Origin of the sequence: Streptomyces roseicoloratus (genome assembly GCF_004117935.1) — a bacterium.
In the GTDB taxonomy this organism is placed as follows: Bacteria; Actinomycetota; Actinomycetes; order Streptomycetales; family Streptomycetaceae; genus Streptomyces; species Streptomyces roseicoloratus.
In genome coordinates, this window is record NZ_SDOY01000151.1 from 1 (window position 1) to 25,445 (window position 25,445).

The following is a 25,445-nucleotide window of genomic DNA, read 5'->3' on the forward strand; positions in this document are numbered from 1 at the left end:
CGGACGGCAGCCCGCCGTACCGCACCCGGGCGGGCAGTCGGCGCCGCCCGCGCCGAGCCCGTCGGAGACGGGCAGCTTCCCTCTGCCGCCACCGCCGCAGCGGACGCCGGTCCCGACGCCCACGCAGGCCGTCGCGAGCCCGCCGCCCCCCGGCTACGCGCCCGCTCCGGCACCCGTGCCGGGCCCGGGCTCCCTGCCGGCCCCCGCGCAGACGGCCCCGGGTCCCTACACCGCCCCCGCCGCCTTCGCCCAGGCCCCCACCGCCGCCGTGCCGTACGAGCACGGGGTCCCACCCACGCGTGAGGCCTCCGATCGGCCGGTGCCGGTTCCCGCCCGCCGGCCGGGACCGCCGGCGAAGGTGGCGGTCCCCGTCCTCATCACGGCGCTGCTCTGCTTCGCCGTGGGCGTCTGGGCACTCCTCCAGGCATAGGGCACACCCCTGCCGGACCCCTACCCCTGCCGGACCCGGCCGGCTCCCTGCCGGATCCCGGTCGGGCCCCTGCCGGACCCGGTCGGCTCCCTGCCGGCTCCCCGCCGGACCCCGGTCGGCGCTCGGTCGGTCCGCCCGGCGCCCCGGCCGGACCGGCCCCGGACCCGGACCACGATCAGGCCGGACCGGTCGGATCAGGCCGGACCGGTCGGATCAGGCCGGACCGGTCGGATCAGGCCGTCGACCGCCGGGCCAGCAGCCACCAGGCGCCCAGGCCGAGCAGCAGGACGCCGCCCGCGCCGATCCCGGCCACGCCGACGACCTTCATCGTGTCGCTCCTGGCGGCCTGCGGGCCGCTCTGCCCGCTCGCAGCCGCGTCCCGGTCGTCGTCGGTCACGGCGAAGGACCCGGCGGGTCCGTCGTACGCCGGCCCGTCCTTCGGCTGCCCGGTGAGGTTCACCCGCAGGGTCAGCGGCAGCGGCTTGTCCCCGTACTCCTTGGCGACCGCCGGGCTGAGGGTGGCCGAGACGTAGTACCAGCCCGCGAAGCGCACGGCGCTGGTCGAGTAGTTGCCGGAGAAGCGGTTCTCGTAGGCCACCGGCCGCTCGGGCTGGAGGGCCATCGTCGCCGGGTCGCCGCTGTACGTCATCGTGTCGCGGCTGACGTGGCCGAGCACCTGGTTCTCCAGGGACAGCGCGAGCGCGTGGGAGAGGTACTCGTCCGACGCGGGGCTGCTGCCGAGCTCGGCGCGGACGAACAGCTGCTGGCCCCAGTCGACCGGCACCCGGTAGATCAGCGTCTGGCCGGGCCTGATGTCGGTGCGCCACTCGCCCTGCTTCAGGGAGGTCGCCGCGCCGAAGCCGGCGCCGCCGTCGCGCCGCTGCGGCCCGCCCGTGGGCGGCGCGGGCGTGGCCGAGGGCCAGTTCGACGGCAGCGCCGTCGGTCCCGCCTTCGTGAGTCCCGGCTCGGTGCGGAAACGGATCTCCAGCTCCCAGTCCGCCGGATCGGACTCCTTCGCCGAGTCCCGCTCGACGAGCACGTAGTAGGCGCCCTGCTCCCGGCACGTGCTGGAGTCCGGGTCGATGGTCCGGTCGGCGTACGCGGTGATCGGACGGGCGAACTCGGCGGAGCCGAAGTCGGCTTCCTGGGAGCCGCACCGGTTGTTCGAGCCGTCCCGCATGCTCACCTTGATGCCGTCGCCGTACGCGACCTTGCCGCCCGTCTTCGGGACGGCGACGACGGAGACGTACGCGTTCTGCTTCGCGTCGAGGTCGACGCGGTAGTAGAGCTTGCCGTCCTTCTTGATGGTGTCGCGGTAGGTCTTCCCGGGCCGCAGCTGCTCGGCGTCCAGGTGGGAGACGGCGCCCTGCACCGGCTGCGCGCCGTCCTCGAAGGCGTACCCGCCGCCGTCCCCGGCCGCCCACGCCGTGCCCGGCAGCAGGGCGGCCGCGCACGCCGCCGCGGCCAGCGCCCCGGCCACCCGCGTCCGCGCCGCGCGCACTCCTGTCGTACGCCCTCCCGCCGTACGGCCGGTGGCCCGTTGCCTCTTCACGCTCATCCCCTCGTCGTGTCCGTGCCGGCCCATCCTGCCCGCCCGTACGGCCGACACCCTACAAATTCGCGTGAGCAAGCACTTCGTTCGCCGAGGCGAACAGAATGAGGCCCCGGCCGCTCGAAGCGGCCGGGGCCTCACTCACAGACGATGCTTTCGTCTCACACACCCGAACCTGCGGGCACGGAGTCGGTCGCCTCCGTCCACAGATCCTGCTCGGCGCGATCCGCCTGGATCTGGCGGTACACGAGGAGCCCGCCGATGGCGGCCAGTGCGACCAGGAGAAGCTTCTTCACCGCGCGACCTCGTCTTTCGTTGACGTAGGAGACTTCTGACGCCCACTCTACACACCGGTCGATACCGATCAGTGACCTAGGCCGACAACGCGCGCGCAAAACCAATCGGCCCGGACGGGTGAACCGTCCGGGCCGATCTTCGCTGTGGGGCTAACAGGATTTGAACCTGTGGCCTCATCCTTATCAGGGATGCGCTCTAACCAACTGAGCTATAGCCCCGCCGCGCCTTGCGGGGTGTGTCCCGCGCGCTGACTCCTGAAGATTAGCGCACGTGGGGGCCAGTCCCAAAATCGCCCGGAGCCAGAGGCTCCTGTCGGCACGGCGAGCAGGCCCCCGCACGTCAGCAGGCGCAGGTCACTCGTCCTCGGCGAGCGTGAGCTCGACACCGCCCACGAAGCCGGCCGACAGGTTGTAGATGAACGCGCCCAGCGTCGCCAGGGCCGTCATCAGGACCACGTCGATCACGGCGATCACCGAGGTGAACATCAGGACGCGCGGCAGCGACAGGAAGGACTGCAGGTCGAAGCCGTTCGACTCGTTGGAGCCGGTCGCCTCGCTGATCGTGCCGCCCACGGTCGAGAAGACGCCCATGGCGTCCATGACCATCCACAGCACCGCCGCGGCCACCACCGTGCAGATGCCGAGCGCGATGGAGAGCAGGAAGCTCACCTTCATCACCGACCACGGATCGGCCTTGGCCACCCGCAGCCGCGCCTTGCGGGTCCGCGGCGTCGTGCGCGCCCCCGTACGGGCCTTGCGCATGGCGGCGGCGTTCTGGCCGCCCAGGGTCCCGCCCTGGCCACCCTGACCGCCCTGCGTGCCACCGGCCGCCCCGTAGGCCTGCGGCGGGTGGTAGGGGCCGCTCTGCTGCGCCCCCGTCCGCTCGCCGGGCAGCGGCCCGTTGTACGTGTCGTACGAGGGGCCCTGCCCCCGCGTGTCCGTCACCGTAACCCCCTGGGAGTCCGTGGCGGAGCCACGGGCACCGCTCGATCCTGCGGACCGGCCCTCGGCCGGACCGGCGCCCGTGGCTCCACTCACGCTCTACTCCTCGTGCTCCCCGGCCGCGGGCTCCGTGCCCTCGGCCGCCTCGACGGCCTCGGCTGCCTCGGCCACTCCATCGATGTCCTCGTCGTCATCGCCGCCCGCCTCGGCGTTGCGGGCGATGCCGACGACGGCATCGCGCTTGCCCAGGTTGATCAGCTGGACGCCCATGGTGTCACGGCCGGTCTCCCTGACTTCGTTGACTCGCGTGCGAATCACACCGCCGGACAGCGTGATGGCGAGGATCTCGTCGGTCTCCTCGACCACCAGCGCGCCCACGAGCGAGCCGCGGTCCTCCACGATCTTGGCGGCCTTGATGCCGAGGCCGCCGCGGCCCTGGACGCGGTACTCGTCGACGGCGGTGCGCTTGGCGTAACCGCCGTCGGTCGCGGTGAAGACGAACGTACCGGGCCGGACGACATTCATCGAGAGCAGTTCGTCGTCCGCGCGGAAACTCATGCCCTTCACACCGGAGGTCGCGCGGCCCATCGGGCGCAGCGCCTCGTCCGTGGCGGTGAAGCGGATCGACTGCGCCTTCCTGGAGATCAGCAGCAGGTCGTCCTCGGCGGACACCAGCTCGGCGCCGATGAGCTCGTCGTCGCTGCCGTCCTCCCGCTCCCGCAGGTTGATGGCGATGACACCGCCGGAGCGCGGCGAGTCGTAGTCCTTCAGCGCGGTCTTCTTCACCAGGCCGGCCTTGGTGGCGAGCACCAGGTACGGCGCGGCCTCGTAGTCGCGGACGGCGAGGATCTGGGCGATCTGCTCGTCCGGCTGGAAGGCCAGCAGGTTGGCCACGTGCTGGCCGCGGGCGTCCCGGCCGGCGTCCGGCAGCTCGTACGCCTTGGCCCGGTAGACCCGGCCCTTGTTGGTGAAGAACAGCAGCCAGTTGTGGGTGGTGGTGACGAAGAAGTGGTCGACGATGTCGTCCTGCTTCAGCTTCGTGCCGCGCACGCCCTTGCCGCCGCGCTTCTGCGAGCGGTAGTCCTCGGTCTTGGTCCGCTTCACGTAGCCGCCACGCGTGATGGTGACGACGATGTCCTCCTCGGCGATCAGGTCCTCGATGGACATGTCGCCGTCGAAGGGCACCAGCTGGCTGCGGCGGTCGTCGCCGTACTTCTCGACCAGCGCCGCGAGCTCCTCGCTGACGATCGCCCGCTGCCTCTCGGGCGAGGCCAGGATCGCGTTGTACTCGTTGATCTTCGCCTGGAGCTCGTCGTGCTCGGCGACGATCTTCTGGCGCTCCAGGGCGGCGAGCCGGCGCAGCTGCATCTCGAGGATGGCGTTGGCCTGGATCTCGTCGATCCGGAGGAGGTCCATGAGGCCGCCGCGGGCGATCTCGACGGTCTCGCTGCGCCGGATGAGGGCGATGACCTCGTCGATCGCGTCGAGCGCCTTGAGCAGACCGCGCAGGATGTGGGCGCGCTCCTCGGCCTTGCGCAGCCGGAACTTCGTGCGGCGGACGATGACCTCGATCTGGTGCGTCACCCAGTGGCGGATGAACGCGTCGATCGAGAGGGTGCGCGGCACGCCGTCGACGAGCGCCAGCATGTTGGCGCCGAAGTTCGTCTGCAGGTCGGTGTGCTTGTACAGGTTGTTGAGGACGACCTTGGCGACGGCGTCCCGCTTGAGCACGATGACCAGGCGCTGGCCGGTGCGCGAGGAGGTCTCGTCGCGGACGTCGGCGATGCCGCCGATCTTGCCGTCCTTGACGAGGTCGGCGATCTTCTGCGCGAGGTTGTCCGGGTTGACCTGGTAGGGCAGCTCGGTGACCACCAGGCACTGGCGGTTCTGGATCTCCTCGACCTCGACGACCGCGCGCATGGTGATGGAGCCGCGGCCGGTGCGGTACGCCTCCTCGATGCCCTTGCGGCCGACGACGAGCGCGCCAGTCGGGAAGTCGGGACCCTTGATGCGCTCGATGAGGGCGTCGAGCAGCTCCTCGTGGGTGGCCTCGGGGTGCTCCAGGTACCACTGGGCGCCGGAGGCGACCTCGCGCAGGTTGTGCGGCGGGATGTTGGTCGCCATGCCGACCGCGATGCCGGCGGAGCCGTTGATCAGCAGGTTCGGGAAGCGGGCGGGCAGGACGGTCGGCTCCTGGGAGCGGCCGTCGTAGTTGTCCGTGAAGTCGACGGTCTCCTCGTCGATGTCGCGGACCATCTCCATCGACAGCGGCATCAACTTGCACTCGGTGTAGCGCATGGCGGCCGCCGGGTCGTTGCCCGGGGAGCCGAAGTTGCCGTTGGAGTCGACCAGCGGCAGCCGCATCGACCAGGGCTGCGCGAGACGGACCAGCGCGTCGTAGATCGAGGAGTCGCCGTGCGGGTGGTAGTTGCCCATGACGTCGCCGACGACGCGGGCGCACTTGTAGAAGCCCTTCTCGGGCCGGTAGCCGCCGTCGTACATCGCGTACAGCACGCGGCGGTGCACCGGCTTGAGGCCGTCACGGACGTCGGGCAGCGCACGCGACACGATGACGGACATCGCGTAGTCGAGGTACGAGCGCTGCATCTCGGTCTCGAGACCGACGGGCTCGATCCGCAGCTGGGGCTCTTCGGGAGTCTCGGGGGTCTCGGTGTTCACAGGAGTGGTTTCGTCGGCCATTGCTGGTCGTCAGTCCTTTCGTACGGTCAGCTGAGACCGACTCAGATGTCGAGGAAGCGAACGTCCTTGGCGTTGCGCTGGATGAACGAGCGCCGTGCCTCGACGTCCTCGCCCATCAGCACCGAGAACAGGTCGTCGGCCTGGGCGGCGTCGTCCAGGGTGACCTGGCCGAGCACGCGGTGCTCGACGTCCATGGTGGTGACGCGCAGCTCCTCGGCGTTCATCTCGCCGAGACCCTTGAAGCGCTGGATCGAGTCTTCCCTGATCCGCTTGCCGTTCTGCTTGCCCAGCTCGACGAGCGCGTCGCGCTCGCGGTCCGAGTACGCGTACTCGAAGTCGTCCCGGCCCCACTTGATCTTGTACAGCGGCGGGCGGGAGAGGTAGACGTGCCCGGCCTCGACCAGCGGGCGCATGAAGCGGAAGAGGAAGGTCAGCAGCAGGGTGTTGATGTGCTGGCCGTCGACGTCGGCGTCCGCCATCAGGATGATCTTGTGATAGCGGAGCTTCTCGATGTCGAAGTCCTCGTGCACACCGGTGCCGAAGGCGGAGATCAGCGCCTGGACCTCGGTGTTCTGCAGGATCTTGTCGACCCGGGCCTTCTCGACGTTCAGGATCTTGCCGCGGATCGGCAGGATGGCCTGGTACATCGGGTTGCGGCCGGACTTGGCCGAGCCGCCGGCGGAGTCACCCTCGACGATGAAGATCTCGCACTTGGTGGGGTCGTTCGACTGGCAGTCGGAGAGCTTGCCCGGCAGGGACGCCGACTCCAGGAGACCCTTGCGGCGGGTCAGGTCGCGGGCCTTGCGGGCGGCCACGCGCGCGGTGGCGGCGGTGATGCCCTTGCGGACGATGTCCGCGGCCTCGTTGGGGTTGCGGTCGAACCAGTCCGTGAGGTGCTCGAAGACGACCTTCTGGACGAAGGTCTTCGCCTCGGTGTTGCCCAGCTTGGTCTTGGTCTGGCCCTCGAACTGCGGCTCGCCGATCTTGACCGAGATGATCGCGGTCAGACCCTCGCGGATGTCGTCACCCGTGAGGTTGTCGTCCTTCTCGCGGAGCAGCTTCTTCTCGCGCGCGTACTTGTTGACGAGCGTCGTCAGCGCGGCGCGGAAGCCCTCCTCGTGCGTACCGCCCTCGTGCGTGTGGATCGTGTTCGCGAACGAGTACACGCCCTCGCTGTACGAGGAGTTCCACTGCATCGCGATCTCGACCGAGAGGAGGCGCTCCTTGTCCTCGGCCTCGATGTCGATGACGGTGGGGTGGATCAGCTCGCCCTTGCGCGAGTTGAGGTACTTCACGAAGTCGACGATGCCGCCCTCGTAGTGGTACTTCACCGTGCGCGCGGCGGACTCGGCGGCCGCCTCGGCGTCGGGGTCGTCGGCACCGACGGTGGCCTTCGCGGACTCGCGCTCGTCGGTGAGCGTGATCGTCAGGCCCTTGTTGAGGAAGGCCATCTCCTGGAAGCGGCGCGAGAGCGTCTCGAAGGAGTACTCGACCGTCTCGAAGATGTCCGGGTCGGACCAGAACGTGACGGAGGTGCCGGTCTCGTCGGTCGCCTCGTGCTTGGCGAGGGGCGCGGTCGGGGCGCCCATCTTGTAGTCCTGCGTCCAGCGGTGGCCGTCGGTCTTGATCTCCACCGAGACCTTGGTGGAGAGGGCGTTGACGACGGAGACGCCGACACCGTGCAGACCGCCGGAGACGGCGTAGCCGCCGCCGCCGAACTTGCCGCCCGCGTGGAGGACGGTCAGCACGACCTCGACGGCCGGCTTGCCCTCGGACTCGACGATGCCGACGGGGATGCCGCGGCCGTTGTCGACGACGCGGACGCCGCCGTCGGCCAGGATCGTCACGTCGATGGTGTCCGCGTGGCCGGCAAGGGCCTCGTCGACCGAGTTGTCGACGACCTCCTGCACCATGTGGTGCAGGCCGCGCTCACCGGTCGAGCCGATGTACATGCCAGGGCGCTTGCGCACGGCATCCAAGCCCTCGAGGACCTGGATGTTGCTGGCGGTGTACTGGTTGTTCTCGTTGGGGTTGCCGGAATCGGCCACGAAGCGCCCTTTCTGGCACAGCACAGGCCGTTCTCCGGGCATACGGGAGCGGCTGCGTCGTTCGACTTGTTCCGCAGGGTGGCGGGATTGTCTTCCAGTCTACCGGTACCACTGACACTCATGGGGGTTTGCCGGTACCTGAATGCTCATGTGCCGCCCTCGACGGGCGCGAGACGACTCCCCATATCTGGAGAGGGGCTCCAGAGGCCTCTGACGGCCACCTAGCGCTTCGGGTCGTAGCGCGTTGTGGCGGGGCGGGGGCGGAGCGGGCCGACCGGCCGGTATGGAGGGCACGGGGGCGGGCGGGGCGGTGCGGTGACGCGGTGCCCGTACGGGCCTGACGGCCGCCCGCCGGCGTGCCTGTACGAACCTGCCGGGCGACCGCCGGCGTGCCCGTACGAGCCTGACGGCCGACCGCCGGCGTGCCCGTACGAACCTGCCGGCCGACCGCCGGAGCTCCGCTACCCGTACGTGTCGCCCGGGCCCATGGAGCCGGGGGCCCGCAGCGGCCCGTACCCGCGGCGGGGGCCGCCGGGGCCCAGGACCCTGATGATCCGTACGGTCCCGTGGCCGAGGTCCTCGTTCAGCCGCGCCACCAGCCGCGGGGCGAGCAGCCGCAGCTGCGTCGCCCACGCCGTGGAGTCGCACTGCACGGTGAGCACCCGCTCCTCCGGGTCCTCGTCGTACTTCAGCGGTACGCAGTGCTTGGCCAGGTCCTCGCCGACGATCTGCGGCCAGCGGCCCATGACGCCGCCGACGGCCGCGGGCGTCTCCCAGCCCCGCTCGGTGATCAGCCGGTTGATCGCGGCGCCGAGTGCCATCGGGTCGCGTCCGTCGGCGTGCGCGCCGGAGCGCAGGCCGCCACCGCGCCGGGCCTGCTTCTTCTGGGCCGCCGCCGCGCCCCGCGCCCGCGCCTGCTCCTTGGCGGCGCGCAGCGCGACCCGGGCGAGATCCACACCGGACGGCTCGGGAGCCGCCGCGGCGACCGGGGGCGCGGACTTGTCCACAGGCTGTGGGGAAGTGTTCTCGGTCATACGCGCTCCACCGTCCCGCCGGACACCGCGTACCTCGCCCCCGCCAGCACGCCCGGCACGTCGTCGTCCACCGCCGCCGTGACGAGCACCTGCTCGCCCGGGGCGACCAGTTCCGCGAGCCGCTCGCGCCGGCGCGCGTCGAGCTCGGCGAAGACGTCGTCGAGGACGAGCACCGGCTCGTTGCCCTCGGCCCGCAGCAGGTCGTACGAGGCGAGGCGCAGCGCCAGTGCGTACGACCAGGACTCGCCGTGGCTCGCGTACCCCTTGGCCGGCAGGTCGCCGAGCTTGAGCAGCAGGTCGTCGCGGTGCGGCCCGACCAGCGTGACGCCCCGCTCGATCTCCTGCTTGCGCACGTCGGCGAGCGCGGCGATCAGCTGTCCGTACAGCTCCTCGCGGGTGTGCCCGGCGCCGGGCGCGGACGGCTTGTACTCCAGCTGGACCGGCCCGCCGCCGGGCGCCAGCTGCTCGTACGCCTTGTCGGCGAGCGGCCGGAGCATCCCGATGAGGTCCAGCCGCTGGGCGAGCAGCTCGGCGCCGGCCCGGGCCAGGTGCTGGTCCCAGACGTCCAGGGTGGACATGTCCATGGAGCGGCCGCCGTGCCGCCGGGCCATGGCGGCGGACTTCAGGAGCGTGTTGCGCTGCTTGAGCACCCGTTCGTAGTCGGAGCGCACGCCCGCCATGCGCGGCGCGCGCGCCGTGATCAGCTCGTCCAGGAAGCGCCGGCGCTCGCCGGGGTCGCCCTTGATCAGCGCCAGGTCCTCGGGCGCGAACAGCACGGTGCGGATGATGCCCAGCACGTCACGGGGTCTGACCTGCGAGGACCTGTTGATACGGGCGCGGTTCGCCCGGCCCGGGTTGAGCTCCAGCTCGACCAGCTGGGAGCGCTCGCCCTGGGTGACGGCCGCGCGGATGACCGCCCGCTCCGCGCCCATCCGCACCAGCGGGGCGTCGGAGGCGACGCGATGGCTGCCGAGGGTCGCGAGATAGCCGACCGCCTCGACGAGATTGGTCTTGCCCTGGCCGTTCGCCCCCACGAACGCGGTGACGCCCGGATCGAGCGGAACCTCGACCCGGGCGTACGAGCGGAAGTCGGCCAGCGACAGATGCGTGACGTGCATGGTGGGCGCCGACCTTCCCGCGGCGGGCTGTGCACCGCCGGGTGCACAGCCTGTGGACTACTTCTTCGTCTCGACCGCGTGGCCGCCGAACTGGTTGCGCAGCGCGGCGATCATCTTCATCTGCGGCGAGTCGTCCTGACGCGACGCGAACCGCGCGAACAGCGACGCGGTGATCGCCGGAAGCGGAACGGCGTTGTCGATGGCGGCCTCGACGGTCCACCGGCCCTCGCCGGAGTCCGACGCGTAGCCGCGCAGCTTGTCCAGGTGCTCGTCCTCGTCGAGGGCGTTGACCGCGAGGTCGAGCAGCCACGAGCGGATGACGGTGCCCTCCTGCCAGGAGCGGAAGACCTCGCGGACGTCGGTGACGGAGTCGACCTTCTCCAGGAGCTCCCAGCCCTCGGCGTAGGCCTGCATCATCGCGTACTCGATGCCGTTGTGGACCATCTTCGCGAAATGGCCGGCGCCCACCTTGCCCGCGTGCACGGAGCCGAACTCGCCCTCGGGCTTCAGCGCGTCGAAGATCGGCTGGACGCGGGCCACGTGCTCGGCGTCGCCGCCGTACATCAGGGCGTAGCCGTTCTCCAGGCCCCAGACGCCGCCGGAGACGCCGCAGTCGACGAACCCGATGCCCTTGGCCGCGAGCTCCTCGGCGTGCTTCTCGTCGTCGGTCCAGCGGGAGTTGCCGCCGTCCACGACGACGTCGCCGGGCGAAAGCAGCCGGGCCAGCTCGTCGATGGTCGACTGGGTGGCGGCACCCGCGGGGACCATGACCCACACGACGCGCGGACCCTTGAGCTTGCCCACAAGCTCCTCGAGGCTGTGGACATCGGCGAGGTCCGGGTTGCGGTCGTATCCGACAACGGTGTGGCCGGCGCGGCGAATGCGCTCGCGCATGTTGCCGCCCATCTTGCCGAGACCGACGAGACCGAGCTCCATCAGAGATTCCTTAAGCGTCGTGTGCGGTTCGTACCCGGGTCCGAGCCTACGCCCGGACCCGCGTGCACACCTGTGGGGTCAGCCGCTCAGTCGACCGTGCGTGAGCCCGTGAATCAGCCGCTCGGACGGATGGCGTGGGGCGACCCCGGCAGTGGCCGTCAGCCGCTCAGCCGCACCGGCATGATCAGGTACTTGTAGGCCTCGTCCGCCTCCGCGTCGACCGCCGGCTTGCCGCTCAGCAGGGCCGGCTTGGTGGAGGTCGTGAAGGAGAGCTGGGCGACCGGGGAGTCGATCGCGCTCAGACCGTCCAGCAGGAAGGTCGGGTTGAAGGCGATCGAGATGTCGTCGCCCTCCAGCTGCGCGTCCACACGCTCCACAGCCTGTGCGTCGTCGCTGGAGCCGGCCTCCAGGATGAGCACGCCCTGCTCGAAGCTGAGGCGCACCGGGGTGTTGCGCTCGGCCACCAGGGCCACGCGCTTGACGGCCTCGACGAAGGGGGCGGTCTCGATCACCGCGACCGAGTTGAACTCGGTGGGGAAGAGGGTCCGGTACTTCGGCAGGTCGCCCTCGAGCAGTCGGGTGGTGGTGCGGCGGCCCGCGCCCTCGAAGCCGATCAGGCCCTCGCCCTTGCCGGAGCCGGAGAGCGCCAGGGTGACAGAGTCGCCGCTGGTGAGGGACTTGGCCGTGTCCAGAAGGGTCTTCGCGGGCACCAGCGCGACGGCGGAGGTGTCCGGGGACTCCGGCTTCCACAGGAACTCGCGGACCGCGAAGCGGTAGCGGTCGGTGGAGGCCAGGGTGACGGTGTCGCCCTCGATCTCGATGCGCACACCGGTGAGGACGGGCAGCGTGTCGTCACGGCCGGCGGCAATGGCCACCTGGGCGGCCGCGGCGGCGAAGACCTCGCCGGGGACGGTGCCGGTCGCGGTCGGCATCTCCGGCAGTGCCGGGTACTCCTCCACAGGCAGGGTGTGGAGGGTGAAGCGCGAGGAGCCGCAGACCACGGTCGCCCGTACACCGTCTGTGGAGATCTCCACCGGACGGTTGGGGAGGGCGCGGCAGATGTCGGCGAGCAGGCGGCCGGAGACCAGGACGGTGCCGTCCTCCTCGACCTCCGCCTCGACGGAGACCCGGGCCGAGACCTCGTAGTCGAAGCTGGAGAAGCTCAGCGCGCCGTCCTCGGCCTTCAGCAGAAGGCCCGCGAGTACGGGCGCCGGCGGACGGGCCGGAAGGCTGCGGGCCACCCACGCCACCGCCTCCGCGAGTACATCGCGCTCCACCCGGATCTTCACCGGAACCGCCTCCTGCTTGTTGCTGGCTCTTCGTCGACTGCGGGAACCAGTCTGACGTACGCCACCGACACTCGGTGCGGCTCGGGGTCAAGTCGCGACAAGAGGTCGCCGAGGCTCCCGGCTCGAGTTGTGCACAGGCCCCGCTTCAAAGCAGATTCCGAGCTAACTATGAGTGGGAGTAGTAGTAGGGCCTGTGGAAACCGTGGATAACGTCGTCCGCGCAGGTCAAGGCCCGTTTTTTGTCCACTGCCCCTGTGGGTGGAACCGGTGGACAACCGGGGTGCTCTGTGGACACACGAAAGTTCTGCACACCCGATTCACAGGGCAGGGGGAGTTCTCCCCAGTGCTGTCCCCAGTTTTCCCCAGGTTCCCCACAGCCCAAACGTCTCCCTTGGTGTGACGGCTTTCACTCGCCCCGGTGAGCGCGGGTGTTTCGTTGCCGAACAGTGGACAGGGGTGTGGAGAAGCTGTGGGCAACCGCCTGGCACCTGTGGGCGGCCGGTGGACAACTCCTAGGCGCCCCTGTGGACGGATCTTTCGTCCACAGCCTGTGGAGATCGTTTGCCAACAATTCCACAGGGCTCTGACCTGGTGTGATGATCTGTCACCAGGGGGACCTGTGGACGCAATCCGGATAACTCGACAGTCCCCACCCTGTGGACGGGAGATCATCCCCCAATCTGTGGAGAACCCGCCACCGGAACGCAGTAATCGAACAGCGGTCCTCGGCCCGGGAGCGCCGAAGGGCACTCGAGGCGGTGCCGGGAACGCCGAAGGGCGCCCCGGGAAGTACCCCGGAGCGCCCTCGGAGGGCCGCGGAAGGCGGCGGAAGGCCGTGCAAAGGCTGCGGAAGGCCGCGCAAAGGCCACGGAATCCGCGGACGCCGCGGAAGGCCCTGGAAGCGGTCGTCAGCCGTTCTTGATGCGGTTGGTCAGCTCCGTGACCTGGTTGTAGATGGAGCGCCGCTCCGCCATCAGCGCACGGATCTTGCGGTCCGCGTGCATGACGGTCGTGTGGTCCCGCCCGCCGAACTGCGCGCCGATCTTCGGCAGCGACAGGTCCGTGAGCTCACGGCACAGGTACATGGCGATCTGGCGCGCGGTGACCAGCACGCGGCTGCGCGAGGAGCCGCACAGGTCCTCCACCGTCAGACCGAAGTAGTCGGCGGTCGCCGCCATGATGGCCGGCGCCGTGATCTCCGGCGACGAGTCCTCGCCGCCCGGGATCAGGTCCTTGAGGACGATCTCGGTGAGCCCGAGGTCCACCGGCTGGCGGTTGAGGCTCGCGAAGGCGGTGACGCGGATCAGCGCGCCCTCCAGCTCGCGGATGTTCCGCGAGATCCGGGAGGCGATGAACTCCAGCACCTCCGGCGGGGCGTTCAGCTGCTCCTGGACGGCCTTCTTGCGCAGGATCGCGATGCGGGTCTCCAGCTCCGGCGGCTGCACGTCGGTGGTGAGGCCCCACTCGAAGCGGTTGCGGAGCCGGTCCTCCAGGGTCACCAGCTGCCGGGGCGGCCGGTCGGAGGAGAGCACGATCTGCTTGTTCGCGTTGTGGAGCGTGTTGAAGGTGTGGAAGAACTCCTCCTGCGTCGACTCCTTGCTCGCGAGGAACTGGATGTCGTCGACCAGCAGGATGTCCACGTCGCGGTAGCGCTTGCGGAACGCGTCGCCCTTGCCGTCGCGGATCGAGTTGATGAACTCGTTCGTGAACTCCTCCGAGCTCACGTACCGCACGCGCGTGCCGGGGTAGAGGTTCCTCGCGTAGTGCCCGATGGCGTGCAGCAGGTGCGTCTTGCCGAGCCCCGACTCCCCGTAGATGAAGAGCGGGTTGTACGCCTTCGCCGGCGCCTCGGCCACCGCGACCGCGGCGGCGTGCGCGAAGCGGTTCGAGGAACCGATCACGAAGGTGTCGAAGAGGTAGCGCGGGTTCAGCCGCGCGTGCTGCTCGCCCGGCGCGCCCGAGCCGGCGCCCTGGCCGGACGCGGAGCCACCCATGCCGGTCGTGCCGGCACCGGGGCGCGGCCCGCGTCCGCCGGGGCCGGGGCCGTCGTTGTCCGGCAGCTCGGCCCGCTCGGGGCGCTGCGGCGCCTGCTCGTACGGGGGGCGCTCGTCGTACCGCGGCTGCTGGGGCTGCTGCGGTCGGGGCGTGGCGTACGGGTCGCGCTCCTGGAAGCCGCCGAGCCGCTGCTGCTGCCAGGTCACGTCCTCCTGGGCGCGCGGCCAGGCGCCCGGGTCAGGGCGCTGCTGCTGGTACTCGGGGTAGGCGGGCCGGGCGGTCGGCAGACCGTCGTCCGGCATGGGGCGCCCGTAGTCGTCGTAGTTCTCGTAGCCGTCGTACGTGCCGTACGGCTGCGGGGCCGGCCGGGCGGGCGGCGCGGGCGGCGTCGGCTCGCCCGCGGAGTCGTCGACGGTGATCGCGATCCGGATCGGCCGGCCGCACGCGCGGCTGAGGGCCTCGCTGATCAGCGGAGCGAGCCGGCCCTCGAGGACCTGCTTGCCGTACTCGTTGGGGACGGCAAGCAGTGCGGTGTCGGCGACCAGTGCGAGCGGCTGGCAGCGCTCGATCCACTGCTTGTCCTTGGACTCGATGCCCTGGCCTTCGCCGAGGAGCTGATCCAGCACACGCGGCCACACTGCGGCAAGATCGGCAGGTACGTCAGCCACGGGGCACGCTTCCTCATTGGTCCCACGAAGGTGTGGTTCTGCGGGACGGTGGGTCGAAGTCCGGAAGGACAGGAAAGGACAGAACGGAAAAGACTGTGGAGTCCAGCCACGGTAGTCGTGGCGGCTGACGTGGTTCAAGTTGTTGTCCACAGCCTGTGTACAGAGGACCCCGATGACCGGTCGGTTTGACCGGATGGCGTAGCCGCGCGTACCGTAACCAGGTCGAGTTGTCGATGGCTGCTGCCGCCTGCCTACCGATGGGCGAAGATCACCTTAGGTGATCGCGAAGCGGTGCACTCGGGCGTATGCGAGCTACTCGTGGGCGCACGGTGACAGCCAGGCGATGTCCCGCCACCAACGAATCATTACTGGAGCCCCCGAGTGAGCAAGCGCACCTTCCAGCCGAACAACCGTCGTCGCGCGAAGACCCACGGTTTCCGCCTGCGCATGCGTACCCGTGCCGGCCGCGCCATCCTGGCCGCTCGCCGTGGCAAGGGTCGCGCCCGCCTGTCCGCCTGATCCGCGCACAGGTCATGACGTGCTGCCTACCGAGAATCGGCTGAGGCGGCGCGAGGACTTCGCGACCGCGGTACGCAGAGGACGCCGGGCCGGACGCCCGCTCCTCGTCGTCCATCTACGCAGCGGTGCAACGGACCCGCACGCGCCTGGGGAGAGCGCTCCCCCGACGCGTGCGGGTTTCGTCGTGAGCAAGGCCGTAGGCGGCGCGGTCGTCCGCAACCAGGTGAAGCGTCGCCTCCGCCATCTCGTCCGCGATCGGCTCACCGAGCTTCCCCCCGGTAGCCTGGTGGTCGTACGGGCGTTGCCCGGAGCCGGTGACGCCGACCACGTTCAGCTGGCCCGAGACCTGGACGCCGCTCTCCAGCGGTTGCTGGGAAGGGGCACGCGATGAAGTACCCGCTGCTGGCTCTCATCAAGCTGTACCAGTGGACGATCAGCCCGCTCCTGGGTCCCGTCTGCCGGTACTACCCGTCGTGTTCCCACTACGGATTCACGGCCATCGACCGGCATGGCGCGATCAAGGGCACTGCCCTGACCGCCTGGCGCATCCTGCGGTGCAACCCGTGGTCGCCCGGCGGCGTGGACCATGTTCCCCCGCGCAAGCGGCCGCGTTGGCACGAGATGCTGCGGGACGCGCTGCGCGGAGACAAGGGCGGGTCCACCGCCGAGACGAGCCCGGCTGCAGAGACCTCGCCCAATGCTCAAGGAGCCTGATTAGTGGACACGATTGCCAATTTTTTCAGCTTCATCACCACACCTGTCTCATGGGTGATCGTCCAGTTCCACAAGCTGTTCGGGGCGATCTTCGGCCCTGACACGGGCTGGGCCTGGGGCCTGTCGATCGTGTCCCTCGTGGTGCTGATCCGCATCTGTCTGATCCCGCTCTTCGTGAAGCAGATCAAGGCGACGCGGAACATGCAGGCGCTCCAGCCGAAGATGAAGGCGATCCAGGAGCGCTACAAGAGCGACAAGCAGCGTCAGTCCGAAGAGATGATGAAGCTGTACAAGGAGACGGGCACCAACCCGCTCTCCTCGTGCCTTCCCATCCTGGCGCAGTCGCCGTTCTTCTTCGCCCTGTACTCGGTGCTCTCGCACATCGCCGAGGGCAAGACGATCGGCGTCATCAACCAGTCCCTGCTGGACAGCGCCCGTCAGGCCCACATCTTCGGCGCCCCGCTGGCCGCCAAGTTCACGGACAGCGCGGAGAAGGTCGCTGCGCTCAACGCCTCGATCACCGATGTGCGCATCGTCACCGCGGTCATGATCGTCATGATGTCGGCCTCGCAGTTCTTCACCCAGCGCCAGCTGATGATGAAGAACGTCGACCTCTCCGTGAAGACCCCGTACATGCAGCAGCAGAAGATGCTCATGTACATCTTCCCGGTGATCTTCGCCGTCATGGGCATCAACTTCCCCGTCGGTGTCCTCGTCTACTGGCTGACCACCAACGTGTGGACCATGGGCCAGCAGATGTACGTGATCAACCAGAACCCGACGCCGGGCAGCAAGGCCCAGGACGCCTACCTGCAGCGACTGCTCAAGAGCATCACCCACCGGGGTGAGGTCCGCGGCCGTCGCCGGAAGAACATCGTCAAGATCATCGTCGCCAAGAGCAGCAGCGACCGGAACGACAACGAGCGCCGCTTCTTCACGGGCCTGGCCAAGGCCGGCTTCGCGCCCCAGGCCGACGGCACCGTGGTCAAGAGCGACACCGTGACCGCCGAGGCGGAGGGCGCCGCCACCGCCCGGCGCCAGCAGCCCAAGCGTCAGACCAAGGCCCAGCGGCAGGCCGCCGCCCAGCAGCACGCGAAGGACGCCGAGGCGTCCGACGAGTCCGCCGACACGGTCTCCGATGCTCCGACGGCTCCCTCGCTGGAGAAGAAGCCGCAGTCGTCGGCGAAGAGTGCCAAGACAGCCGGTTCGCAGGGCCAGGGCGACCAGCCCGCGCGGCCGAGCCGGGCGAACTCCGGTGGCTCCCGCCAGGGCCAGGCCAAGTCCGGGCAGCGCAAGGGCCAGCAGCGGCCCAAGCACCCCTCCTCCAAGAAGTAAGCCTCCACGAAGTAAGAAGGAGTCCATCCGTGACGGAAGGCACCACCTCCGCCGCCGCCGAGGGTGGCGACACCCTGACCCGCCTGGAGCAGGAGGGTGAGATCGCGGCCGACTACCTCGAGGGCCTGCTCGACATCGCCGACCTCGACGGCGACATCGACATGGACGTCGAGGCGGACCGGGCCTCGGTCTCGATCATCAGTGACTCCGGCAGCCGCGACCTGCAGAAGCTGGTCGGCCGCGACGGAGAGGTGCTGGAGGCCCTTCAGGAGCTCACCCGGCTCGCCGTGCACCGCGAGACCGGTGACCGCAGCCGTCTGATGCTGGACATCGCCGGCTTCCGTGCCCAGAAGCGCTCCGAGCTCGCCGAGCTGGGCGCCAAGGCCGCGGCGGACGTCAAGGCCTCCGGCGAACCGATGAAGCTCGACCCGATGACGCCGTTCGAGCGCAAGGTCGTGCACGACGCGGTCGCCGCCGCCGGTCTGCGCAGCGAGTCCGAGGGCGAGGAGCCGCAGCGCTTCGTCGTCGTGCTCCCTGCCTGAACCCTCACGTAGAGTCGGCCCCGTCTGTTCGCAGGCGGGGCCGAATTTTGTCAGCCTGATAGTCAGCCACACAGTGCTCTCGCGCGGATGCGTGCGGTACGGAAGGACGGTTCCCCGTGACGGAGGCAGCGGAGCTTCCCCAGGCGCCGGAGCAGGCGCGGACAGTCTTCGGTGAGTACTTCCCCGAGGCGGTCCGGTACGCGGAGCTCCTGGCGGACGCCGGGGTCAAGCGCGGTCTCATCGGCCCCCGTGAGGTTCCCCGGTTGTGGGAGCGCCATCTCCTGAACTGCGCCGTGCTCTCCGAGGCCGTTCCCGAGGGCGTCACCGTGTGCGACGTGGGCTCGGGCGCCGGCCTGCCGGGCATCCCGCTGGCCCTGGTCCGCCGGGATCTGAAGATCACGCTGCTCGAGCCGCTGCTGCGCCGGACCACCTTCCTCCAGGAGGCGGTCGAGCTTCTCGGTCTCGACCACGTGACCGTGGTCCGCGGTCGCGCCGAGGAGATGCTGGGCAAGCTCCAGCCCGTACACGTCGTGACCGCCCGCGCCGTGGCGCCGCTCGACCGGCTCGCCGGCTGGGGCGTGCCGCTGCTCCGTCCGTACGGCGAGATGCTCGCGCTCAAGGGCGACACGGCCGAGGAGGAAATCGACGGTGCTCGTGCCGCGCTCTCCAAGCTCGGTGTGGTGGAGGCCTCGGTGCTGCACGTCGGCGAGGGCATCGTCGATCCGATGACCACGGTCGTCCGGGTCGAGGTGGGCGAGAGCCCCGGCGGTGTGAGGTTCGCCGCCAAGCGCGCCAAGGCGGCCCGGTCCGCCAGGCCCCGCCGACGCCGCTGAGCGTCTTCGGACCCGACCCGACCCGACCCGACCGACCCGTTCCGGTCCTCGGTGGGCAGGCCTGCCCACTGATCCGTACAAGCTGCGATACGTGCAGATTTCGGAGTGTCGAGCGGTCCCGGCCCTGCGGCGCGTGCATCGTGTTTCACGTGAAACGTCGCTCACTGCTGCAGGGGATCATCAGCCGCGGCCGCGCGGCTGCCACGCCCTGGGACCGCAAACCGCCCGTGAGGCCCCCCGTGAGGGTGAGGGGGTTGTCCACAGAGGTGGATTCATCCACAGAACCACGGGCCTCGCTGGTTCACGACCCCGAAAGCATGGCAGGCTCTGTCCATCGCGAGCCTGAAGCCGAGGAGAGTGAATCCTTGCGGTCCGACGCCAACATCGCGGGACCGATGACCGATCCGGTCCCCGGTCCCCGAACCGAATCGGTGGGGATGGATGTTTCACGTGAAACACCGCCCCCGATGGACGACACCCCCATTGGTCGTGCTGCCCAGCTGGCCGTAGAGGCGCTGGGCCGTGCCGGTGAGGGCCTTCCTCGGCCTGCCCAGACCCGCGTGATGGTGGTCGCCAACCAGAAGGGCGGCGTGGGCAAGACGACCACCACGGTCAACCTTGCCGCCTCCCTGGCCCTGCACGGTGCGCGTGTCCTGGTCGTCGACCTCGACCCGCAGGGCAATGCCTCCACGGCACTCGGCATCGACCACCACGCCGAGGTGCCCTCGATCTACGACGTGCTGGTCGAGAGCCGACCGCTCTCCGAGGTCGTCCAGCCCGTGCGGGACGTCGAGGGTCTCTTCTGCGCGCCGGCCACGATCGACCTCGCCGGCGCCGAGATCGAGCTGGTGTCGCTGGTGGCGCGCGAGAGCCGGCTCCAGCGGGCGATCCAGGCCTACGAGCAGCCGCTCGACTACATCCTCATCGACTGCCCGCCCTCGCTGGGCCTGCTGACGGTCAACGCGCTCGTGGCGGGTGCCGAGGTGCTGATCCCCATCCAGTGCGAGTACTACGCGCTGGAGGGACTCGGGCAGCTACTGCGGAACGTCGACCTGGTCCGGGGGCACCTCAACCCCACCCTGCACGTCTCGACGATCCTCCTCACCATGTACGACGGCCGCACCAGGCTCGCCTCGCAGGTCGCCGACGAGGTGCGCAGCCACTTCGGCGAGGAGGTTCTGCGGACCAGCATTCCGAGGTCCGTACGCATCTCGGAGGCACCGAGCTACGGGCAGACCGTGCTCACCTACGACCCGGGCTCCAGTGGTGCCCTGTCGTATCTCGAAGCGGCGCGCGAGATCGCCCTACGGGGGGTCGCCGTCGGTTATGACGCCACCCAGGCCCACGGAGGACAGCCTCCGACGGGTCACCAGAACAGCCAGCGAATGTCGGAGGGGATCCAGTGAGCGAGCGACGTAGGGGGCTGGGGCGCGGGCTCGGTGCGCTGATCCCCGCTGCTCCCCAGGAGCGACCGGCGCCGGCTGTCGGAAGGGGTTCCGTTCCGGCCGCGGCCACCGGCGGGGCCATTCCCGCTCTCGGTTCGGAGCGAGGGGTGGCCGCGGCGAAGCTGGCGACCCTTCCGGCGAGCCCGCAGTCCCCGGACTCCGTGGTTCCGGTGGCCGAGCCCGAGCCCGAGTCGGCGCCCGAGACCGCTGCCGGTGCGCACTTCGCCGAGCTGCCGCTGGACTCCATCACTCCGAACCCGCGCCAGCCGCGTGAGGTGTTCGACGAGGACGCCCTGGCCGAGCTGATCACCTCCATCAAGGAGGTGGGTCTCCTCCAGCCCGTCGTCGTCCGCCAACTGGGCCCCGAGCGCTACGAGCTCATCATGGGCGAGCGGCGTTGGCGGGCCTGCCGTGAGGCCGGCCTGGAGCGGATCCCCGCCATCGTCCGTGCCACCGAGGACGAGAAGCTGCTGCTCGACGCCCTCCTGGAGAACCTGCACCGGGCGCAGCTGAACCCGCTGGAAGAGGCCGCGGCCTACGACCAGCTCCTGAAGGACTTCAACTGCACCCATGACCAGCTGGCCGACCGCATCGGTCGCTCGCGCCCGCAGGTCTCGAACACGCTGCGGCTGCTGCGCCTCTCGCCGCCCGTGCAGCGTCGGGTCGCGGCCGGCGTCCTGTCGGCCGGTCACGCCCGTGCGCTGCTTTCCGTGGAGGACCCGGAGGTGCAGGACAAGCTGGCCTACCGGATCGTGGCCGAGGGGCTCTCGGTGCGGGCCGTGGAGGAAATCGTCACGCTCATGGGTTCGGAGCCCTCGTCTCCGGTCAAGCCCAAGGGCCCCCGGGCGGGTGCCCGGGTCTCTCCTGCGCTGCGTGATCTGGCGACCCGGCTCTCCGACCGCTTCGAGACGCGGGTGAAGGTCGACCTGGGCCAGAAGAAGGGCAAGATCACCGTCGAGTTCGCCTCGATGGAGGATCTGAACCGGATCCTCACGACGCTGGCTCCCGGCGAGGGCCGGGTCCTGGATCAGGGTCCGACGGCCCAGGACGCCGAGGACGAGCAGGACGGCCAGGGCTCCGAGGGCTGACGGTCCTCTTCTTCGTCCCCAGGGCGGAGCGTGTTCCGGCGTTCACCGGAACACGCTCCGCCCTTTGCCTGTCCTCGGTACCGCCCCGATCGACCTCTCGTTACGATTCTGGGAGGCGTACTTCGTACGGCGTTGCCGAGGGAAACGAGGAGCAGCCGTGGGGCGTCGGCTCGTACCGCTCACGCTGGACAACCTTCCGGATCTCCCCAAGCGTTGTCGCTCCTGTGTCTTCTGGGAGCTCGACCCGGTGAGCGGCGAGGCCGCCGTGAAGGCCGGCCGTCCGGAGCTGGAGAAGGAAGCCTGGATCTCGGCGGTGCTCCTTGAGTGGGGTTCCTGCGGCAGGGTGGTCTATGTCGACGAGGTGCCCGTCGGATACGTGCTCTACGCGCCTCCGGCGTATGTGCCCCGGTCCACGGCCTTTCCCACGAGCCCGGTCGCCGCTGATGCCGTGCAGCTGATGACGGCGTGGATCATGCCGGGATATCAGGGGCAGGGGCTCGGCAGGACGATGGTGCAGACGGTGGCGAAGGATCTGTTGCGCCGAGGCTTCAAGGCGATCGAAGCCTTCGGCGATGCCCGGTGGAAGGAGCCTGCCTGTGTGCTGCCCGCCGATCATCTGACGGCCGTGGGTTTCAAGACCGTTCGGCCGCACCCGAGTTTTCCCCGGTTGCGGCTGGAGCTGAGGACGACCCTCTCCTGGAAGGAGGACGTCGAGATGGCGCTCGACCGGCTTCTGGGAGCGGTCCAGAAGGAGCCGGTGCTGCGGCCGCTCTGACGGGACGACAGCGGCCCGCCCCCTCGGAAGGGGGCGGGCCGCTGCTGTTTCACGTGAAACAGAGGATGCCGTGTGGCGGGAGCCTCAGGCCTTCGTCTCGATGTAGCCCTCCAGGTCGCGCAGGAGCGCGGCCTTCGGCTTGGCGCCGACGATGGTCTTCACGACCTCGCCGCCCTGGTAGACGTTCAGCGTCGGGATCGACATAACGCCGTACTTGGCGGCGGTGGCCGGGTTCTCGTCGATGTTGAGCTTCACGATGGTGATCTCGTCGTGCTCGGTGGCGATGGCCTCGAGCGACGGGGCGATCTGGCGGCACGGGCCGCACCACTCGGCCCAGAAGTCCACGAGAACGGGCTTCTCGCTCTTGAGGACCTTCTCCTCGAAGTCAGCGTCGGTAGCGATAACGGTGGCGCCGGCCACGGCGTCCTCCTTCGGTTGGTGGGGTGTGGGGTGGGAAGGCGTAGGGGTCAGACCGCGGGGGTCTCGGCGAGCTTCTCGCTGTCGGAGAGGGCGGCCAGGAAGCGCTCGGCGTCGAGCGCGGCGGAGCAGCCGGTGCCGGCGGCGGTGATCGCCTGACGGTACGTGTGGTCGACGACGTCGCCGGCGCCGAAGACACCCGCGAGGTTGGTGCGCGTGGACGGGGCGTCGACCTTCAGGTAGCCCTCCGCGTCCAGCTCCAGCTGGCCCTTGAAGAGCTCGGTGCGCGGGTCGTGGCCTACGGCGATGAAGAGGCCGGTGACCGGGAGCTCGCTGGTCTCGCCCGTCTTGGTGTTGCGCAGGGTGAGACCGCTGAGCTTGGTGTCGCCGTGGATCTCGGCGACCTCGCTGTCCCAGGCGAACTTGATCTTCGGGTCGGCGAAGGCGCGCTCCTGCATCGCCTTGGAGGCGCGCAGCGAGTCACGGCGGTGGACGATGGTGACCGACTTGGCGAAGCGCGAGAGGAAGGTGGCCTCCTCCATCGCGGTGTCGCCGCCGCCGACGACGGCGATGTCCTGGTCCCGGAAGAAGAAGCCGTCGCAGGTGGCGCACCAGGAGACACCGCGCCCGGAGAGGGTGTCCTCGTTCGGCAGGCCGAGCTTGCGGTGCTGGGAGCCGGTGGTGACGATGACGGCCTTGGCGCGGTACACGGTGCCGGCGGTGTCCGTGACGGTCTTGATCTCACCGGTGAGGTCCACGGCGACGATGTCGTCCGGCACGAGCTCGGCGCCGAAGCGCTCCGCCTGGGCACGCATGTTGTCCATCAGGTCGGGGCCCATGATGCCGTCGCGGAAGCCGGGGAAGTTCTCCACCTCGGTCGTGTTCATCAGGGCGCCACCGGCGGTGACGGCTCCCTCGAAGACGAGCGGCTTCAGGGACGCACGGGCCGTGTAGAGGGCAGCGGTGTAACCCGCGGGCCCGGAGCCGATGATGATCACGTTACGGACGTCGCTCACGGGTTTCTTCCTCGTCTCTGCAGACTGCTGCCTACTGCCTACGGGGGCGGTCGATCGGTCACTCTCACCCCACCCAACCGATCCTACGGGGCATGCATTCCCGGGACGGCCGCTCGTCGTCAGGCACGCGCTCAGGAGCGCGGAACGGACTCCTGCAGGAGGACTGTGCCCTCGGTCTTCCCGCCGCCGGTGGCGCAGGAGGCGTCCACGACATAGGCCTGGACCCGCGTGCCGTCGGCGGTGTCGGGGAGGACGAGGAGATAGGCGGGCATGCCCTGGAATTCGCCCTGCCGGAAGGCGAGGACCGCCTCACCGCGTCCCGTGGCGGCCTTGACGCAGTCGGGCAGGGTGACGGGCAGCGAGCGCTTCTGCCCGTCGTCGCCCTCGGTGGTGAGGGACTCGGGAGCGGGCTGGTCCTGGGGGACCTTGAAGGTGCCGGCGTTCTGCTGGAGGAGGGCCTGCACGGTGGCCGGCACCGGCTCGCCGTCGAAGCGGGCGCTGTCCGCCGCACTGATGGCGGCGTCGGAGCGCTTGTCCGTGTCCCCGGCCCCGCCGAGGTTCAGCGCACCGGACTGGACGAAGAACAGGCTCAGCCCCAGTGCGGCGGCGCCGAACACGGCACCGAGGGCGGCGACGCGACGGCGGCGGGCCCTGCGGGGCCGGCCGGGGCCGGAGGCGGCGGAGGGCCGTCCGGCGGGGCGGGCGGAGGCGGGCGCCGCCGGTGCGGGGCGGGCGGGCGATGTTTCACGTGAAACGTCGGGCACGGCTCCCGGAGCGGTCGCGTTCAGCAGCGCTTCGGCGGCAAGGGCCGCGTCGATCCGTCCGGCGATCTCGGCGGGCATCCGCGGAGGGCCGGGAAGCGTGCCGAGGAGGCCTCGGATCTCCTCCAGGGAGGCTCGTACGTCGGCGCACAGGGGACACCCGTCGAGGTGCAGCCGTACAGCGGCACTGCGGGACGGCGAGAGCAGCCCCTCGGTGAGGTCGGAGATCTCCGAGACGTCCGGGTGCTGAGTCGTGTCGGCCGTGGAAGTCACGCGCGCCCACCTCCGCCCTTCACAGCCGCTGGATTGCTCGGTCCGGTGTCCGTCGGTCCCGGCACCGGTGGGACGGATGTCCCCGGCGTCCGGTTCCTTCCCCGGTCCGGGCTCTCGTTACCCACCGTGTCCCCGCGCAGATGAGTGAGCATCGGCAGCAGTCTGGCCCGGCCGCGTGCACAGCGGCTCTTCACGGTTCCGGTGGGGACATCGAGGATACGAGCCGCTTCCGCGACGGGGTATCCCTGCATGTCGACGAGGACGAGCGCCGCCCGCTGTTCCGCAGGCAGCGTGGCGAGGGCGGCCAGGAGCTCGCGGTGGAGGTCCTGGCGCTCGGCGGGCGCCTCGGCCGACTCGACCGGTTCCAGGAGCTGCTCGAACCGGTCGGTGTCGTCCACGGGCGAGGTCCGGCGTGAGGCGGCCTTGCGGGCCCGGTCGAGACAGGCGTTCACGGTGATGCGGTGGAGCCAGGTCGTGACGGCCGACTGGCCCCGGAAGGTGTGGGCGGCCCGGAAGGCCGACACCAGGGCGTCCTGGACGGCGTCAGCCGCCTCCTCGCGGTCGCCGAGCGTCCTCAGCGCCACCGCCCACAGCCGGTCGCGGTGGCGCCGTACGAGCTCACCGAAGGCGTGAGGGTCGCCGGCCACATGGCAGGCCAGCAGGTCCTGGTCGCTGCGCTCGTCGCCTATGGCGTCGTCCAACGGTGAGCCCCTCCCCTC

Annotated in this window: 23 protein-coding genes, 1 tRNA gene and 1 pseudogene; 10 read left to right on the plus strand and 15 right to left on the minus strand. The window is 70.0% G+C overall.

The genetic code is table 11. The annotated features are described in order from the left end of the window. A pseudogene (locus ESG85_RS25585) lies at positions 1-430 on the plus strand (serine/threonine protein kinase); the annotation flags it as partial. Between the two features lie 232 nt (positions 431-662). Here ESG85_RS25585 and ESG85_RS25590 read toward each other — a convergent pair. From ESG85_RS25590 to dnaA, 11 genes are all read right to left on the minus strand, one after another. Then, a complete protein-coding gene (locus ESG85_RS25590) occupies positions 663-1,988 on the minus strand; it encodes a hypothetical protein (RefSeq protein WP_128983157.1) in 1,326 nt (441 codons plus the stop codon). 155 nt (positions 1,989-2,143) lie between these two features. Beyond that, positions 2,144-2,278 (minus strand): DLW-39 family protein, encoded by a 135-nt coding sequence (locus ESG85_RS25595; RefSeq protein WP_003958712.1) that lies wholly within the window; start codon positions 2,276-2,278, stop codon positions 2,144-2,146. 145 nt (positions 2,279-2,423) lie between these two features. Beyond that, a tRNA-Ile gene (locus ESG85_RS25600) sits at positions 2,424-2,497 on the minus strand. A 135-nt stretch (positions 2,498-2,632) separates the two neighbouring features. After that, positions 2,633-3,223 carry a DUF3566 domain-containing protein gene (locus ESG85_RS25605; protein WP_128983159.1) on the minus strand — a complete coding sequence of 197 codons (591 nt, stop codon included), beginning with the start codon at positions 3,221-3,223 and terminating at the stop codon, positions 2,633-2,635. Positions 3,224-3,319: 96 nt separating this feature from the next. Next, on the minus strand, positions 3,320-5,920 hold the full coding sequence (gene gyrA / locus ESG85_RS25610) for a DNA gyrase subunit A (RefSeq protein ID WP_128983161.1): 2,601 nt from the start codon (positions 5,918-5,920) through the stop codon (positions 3,320-3,322). A 41-nt stretch (positions 5,921-5,961) separates the two neighbouring features. Next, the gene (gyrB, locus tag ESG85_RS25615; RefSeq protein ID WP_128983163.1) at positions 5,962-7,992 is read right to left on the minus strand and encodes a DNA topoisomerase (ATP-hydrolyzing) subunit B; all 2,031 of its coding nucleotides are present in this window, start codon (positions 7,990-7,992) and stop codon (positions 5,962-5,964) included. Positions 7,993-8,429: 437 nt separating this feature from the next. Continuing rightward, positions 8,430-9,002 carry a DciA family protein gene (locus tag ESG85_RS25620; RefSeq protein WP_128983165.1) on the minus strand — a complete coding sequence of 191 codons (573 nt, stop codon included), beginning with the start codon at positions 9,000-9,002 and terminating at the stop codon, positions 8,430-8,432. Then, on the minus strand, positions 8,999-10,120 hold the full coding sequence (gene recF / locus ESG85_RS25625) for a DNA replication/repair protein RecF (protein ID WP_128983167.1): 1,122 nt from the start codon (positions 10,118-10,120) through the stop codon (positions 8,999-9,001). Before recF ends, ESG85_RS25620 begins: the two co-directional genes overlap by 4 nt. Before the next feature lie 57 nt (positions 10,121-10,177). Next, complete coding sequence (gnd, locus tag ESG85_RS25630; protein WP_128983186.1) at positions 10,178-11,056, minus strand: phosphogluconate dehydrogenase (NAD(+)-dependent, decarboxylating); 879 nt, start codon at positions 11,054-11,056, stop codon at positions 10,178-10,180. Positions 11,057-11,214: 158 nt separating this feature from the next. Next, positions 11,215-12,345, minus strand: coding sequence for a DNA polymerase III subunit beta (gene dnaN, locus ESG85_RS25635; protein WP_128983188.1), 1,131 nt, complete (start codon positions 12,343-12,345; stop codon positions 11,215-11,217). A 908-nt stretch (positions 12,346-13,253) separates the two neighbouring features. After that, positions 13,254-15,008: a chromosomal replication initiator protein DnaA gene (gene dnaA / locus ESG85_RS25645; protein WP_128983190.1), complete on the minus strand. Its 1,755-nt coding sequence runs from the start codon at positions 15,006-15,008 to the stop codon at positions 13,254-13,256. Positions 15,009-15,389: 381 nt separating this feature from the next. Between dnaA and rpmH the strand changes: the two genes are divergently transcribed. From rpmH to ESG85_RS25690, 9 genes are all read left to right on the plus strand, one after another. After that, positions 15,390-15,527 (plus strand): 50S ribosomal protein L34, encoded by a 138-nt coding sequence (gene rpmH / locus ESG85_RS25650; RefSeq protein ID WP_125638610.1) that lies wholly within the window; start codon positions 15,390-15,392, stop codon positions 15,525-15,527. Between the two features lie 19 nt (positions 15,528-15,546). Continuing rightward, complete coding sequence (gene rnpA, locus ESG85_RS25655) at positions 15,547-15,918, plus strand: ribonuclease P protein component (protein ID WP_128983192.1); 372 nt, start codon at positions 15,547-15,549, stop codon at positions 15,916-15,918. Beyond that, a complete protein-coding gene (yidD, locus tag ESG85_RS25660; protein ID WP_128983195.1) occupies positions 15,915-16,241 on the plus strand; it encodes a membrane protein insertion efficiency factor YidD in 327 nt (108 codons plus the stop codon). Before rnpA ends, yidD begins: the two co-directional genes overlap by 4 nt. A 3-nt stretch (positions 16,242-16,244) precedes the next feature. Next, positions 16,245-17,576, plus strand: a complete 1,332-nt coding sequence (gene yidC / locus ESG85_RS25665) for a membrane protein insertase YidC (RefSeq protein ID WP_128983196.1) — start codon at positions 16,245-16,247, stop codon at positions 17,574-17,576. Between the two features lie 29 nt (positions 17,577-17,605). Continuing rightward, a complete protein-coding gene (locus ESG85_RS25670; RefSeq protein ID WP_128983198.1) occupies positions 17,606-18,118 on the plus strand; it encodes a Jag family protein in 513 nt (170 codons plus the stop codon). Between the two features lie 116 nt (positions 18,119-18,234). Continuing rightward, positions 18,235-18,951, plus strand: coding sequence for a 16S rRNA (guanine(527)-N(7))-methyltransferase RsmG (rsmG, locus tag ESG85_RS25675; RefSeq protein ID WP_128983200.1), 717 nt, complete (start codon positions 18,235-18,237; stop codon positions 18,949-18,951). Positions 18,952-19,268: 317 nt separating this feature from the next. Then, on the plus strand, positions 19,269-20,357 hold the full coding sequence (locus tag ESG85_RS25680; protein ID WP_128983202.1) for a ParA family protein: 1,089 nt from the start codon (positions 19,269-19,271) through the stop codon (positions 20,355-20,357). After that, on the plus strand, positions 20,354-21,484 hold the full coding sequence (locus ESG85_RS25685; RefSeq protein WP_128983204.1) for a ParB/RepB/Spo0J family partition protein: 1,131 nt from the start codon (positions 20,354-20,356) through the stop codon (positions 21,482-21,484). The genes ESG85_RS25680 and ESG85_RS25685 overlap by 4 nt, the downstream gene beginning before the upstream one ends. A gap of 157 nt (positions 21,485-21,641) precedes the next feature. After that, a complete protein-coding gene (locus ESG85_RS25690) occupies positions 21,642-22,259 on the plus strand; it encodes a GNAT family N-acetyltransferase (protein ID WP_128983206.1) in 618 nt (205 codons plus the stop codon). An 84-nt stretch (positions 22,260-22,343) separates the two neighbouring features. On the opposite strand, the gene trxA is transcribed toward ESG85_RS25690, so the two are convergent. The 4 genes from trxA to sigM all read right to left on the minus strand — a co-directional run bounded on the left by trxA (position 22,344) and on the right by sigM (position 25,427). Then, complete coding sequence (gene trxA / locus ESG85_RS25695) at positions 22,344-22,679, minus strand: thioredoxin (RefSeq protein WP_128983208.1); 336 nt, start codon at positions 22,677-22,679, stop codon at positions 22,344-22,346. Positions 22,680-22,726: 47 nt separating this feature from the next. Further along, positions 22,727-23,692, minus strand: coding sequence for a thioredoxin-disulfide reductase (gene trxB, locus ESG85_RS25700; RefSeq protein WP_128983210.1), 966 nt, complete (start codon positions 23,690-23,692; stop codon positions 22,727-22,729). Positions 23,693-23,823: 131 nt separating this feature from the next. Next, positions 23,824-24,726 (minus strand): anti-sigma factor, encoded by a 903-nt coding sequence (locus ESG85_RS35120; RefSeq protein WP_164986316.1) that lies wholly within the window; start codon positions 24,724-24,726, stop codon positions 23,824-23,826. Next, positions 24,723-25,427: an RNA polymerase sigma factor SigM gene (gene sigM, locus ESG85_RS25710; protein WP_128983214.1), complete on the minus strand. Its 705-nt coding sequence runs from the start codon at positions 25,425-25,427 to the stop codon at positions 24,723-24,725. The genes ESG85_RS35120 and sigM overlap by 4 nt, the downstream gene beginning before the upstream one ends. Positions 25,428-25,445 lie beyond the last annotated feature (18 nt).

Excerpts from the sequence above, each read along its gene's own strand:
- ESG85_RS25590 (WP_128983157.1), bottom strand. The coding sequence starts at position 1,988 with ATGAGCGTGAAGAGGCAACGGGCCACCGGCCGTACGGCGGGAGGGCGT.
- gyrA (WP_128983161.1), bottom strand. The coding sequence starts at position 5,920 with ATGGCCGACGAAACCACTCCTGTGAACACCGAGACCCCCGAGACTCCC.
- ESG85_RS25620 (WP_128983165.1), bottom strand. The coding sequence starts at position 9,002 with ATGACCGAGAACACTTCCCCACAGCCTGTGGACAAGTCCGCGCCCCCG.
- recF (WP_128983167.1), bottom strand. The coding sequence starts at position 10,120 with ATGCACGTCACGCATCTGTCGCTGGCCGACTTCCGCTCGTACGCCCGG.
- gnd (WP_128983186.1), bottom strand. The coding sequence starts at position 11,056 with ATGGAGCTCGGTCTCGTCGGTCTCGGCAAGATGGGCGGCAACATGCGC.
- yidD (WP_128983195.1), top strand. The coding sequence starts at position 15,915 with ATGAAGTACCCGCTGCTGGCTCTCATCAAGCTGTACCAGTGGACGATC.
- ESG85_RS25680 (WP_128983202.1), top strand. The coding sequence starts at position 19,269 with ATGGCAGGCTCTGTCCATCGCGAGCCTGAAGCCGAGGAGAGTGAATCC.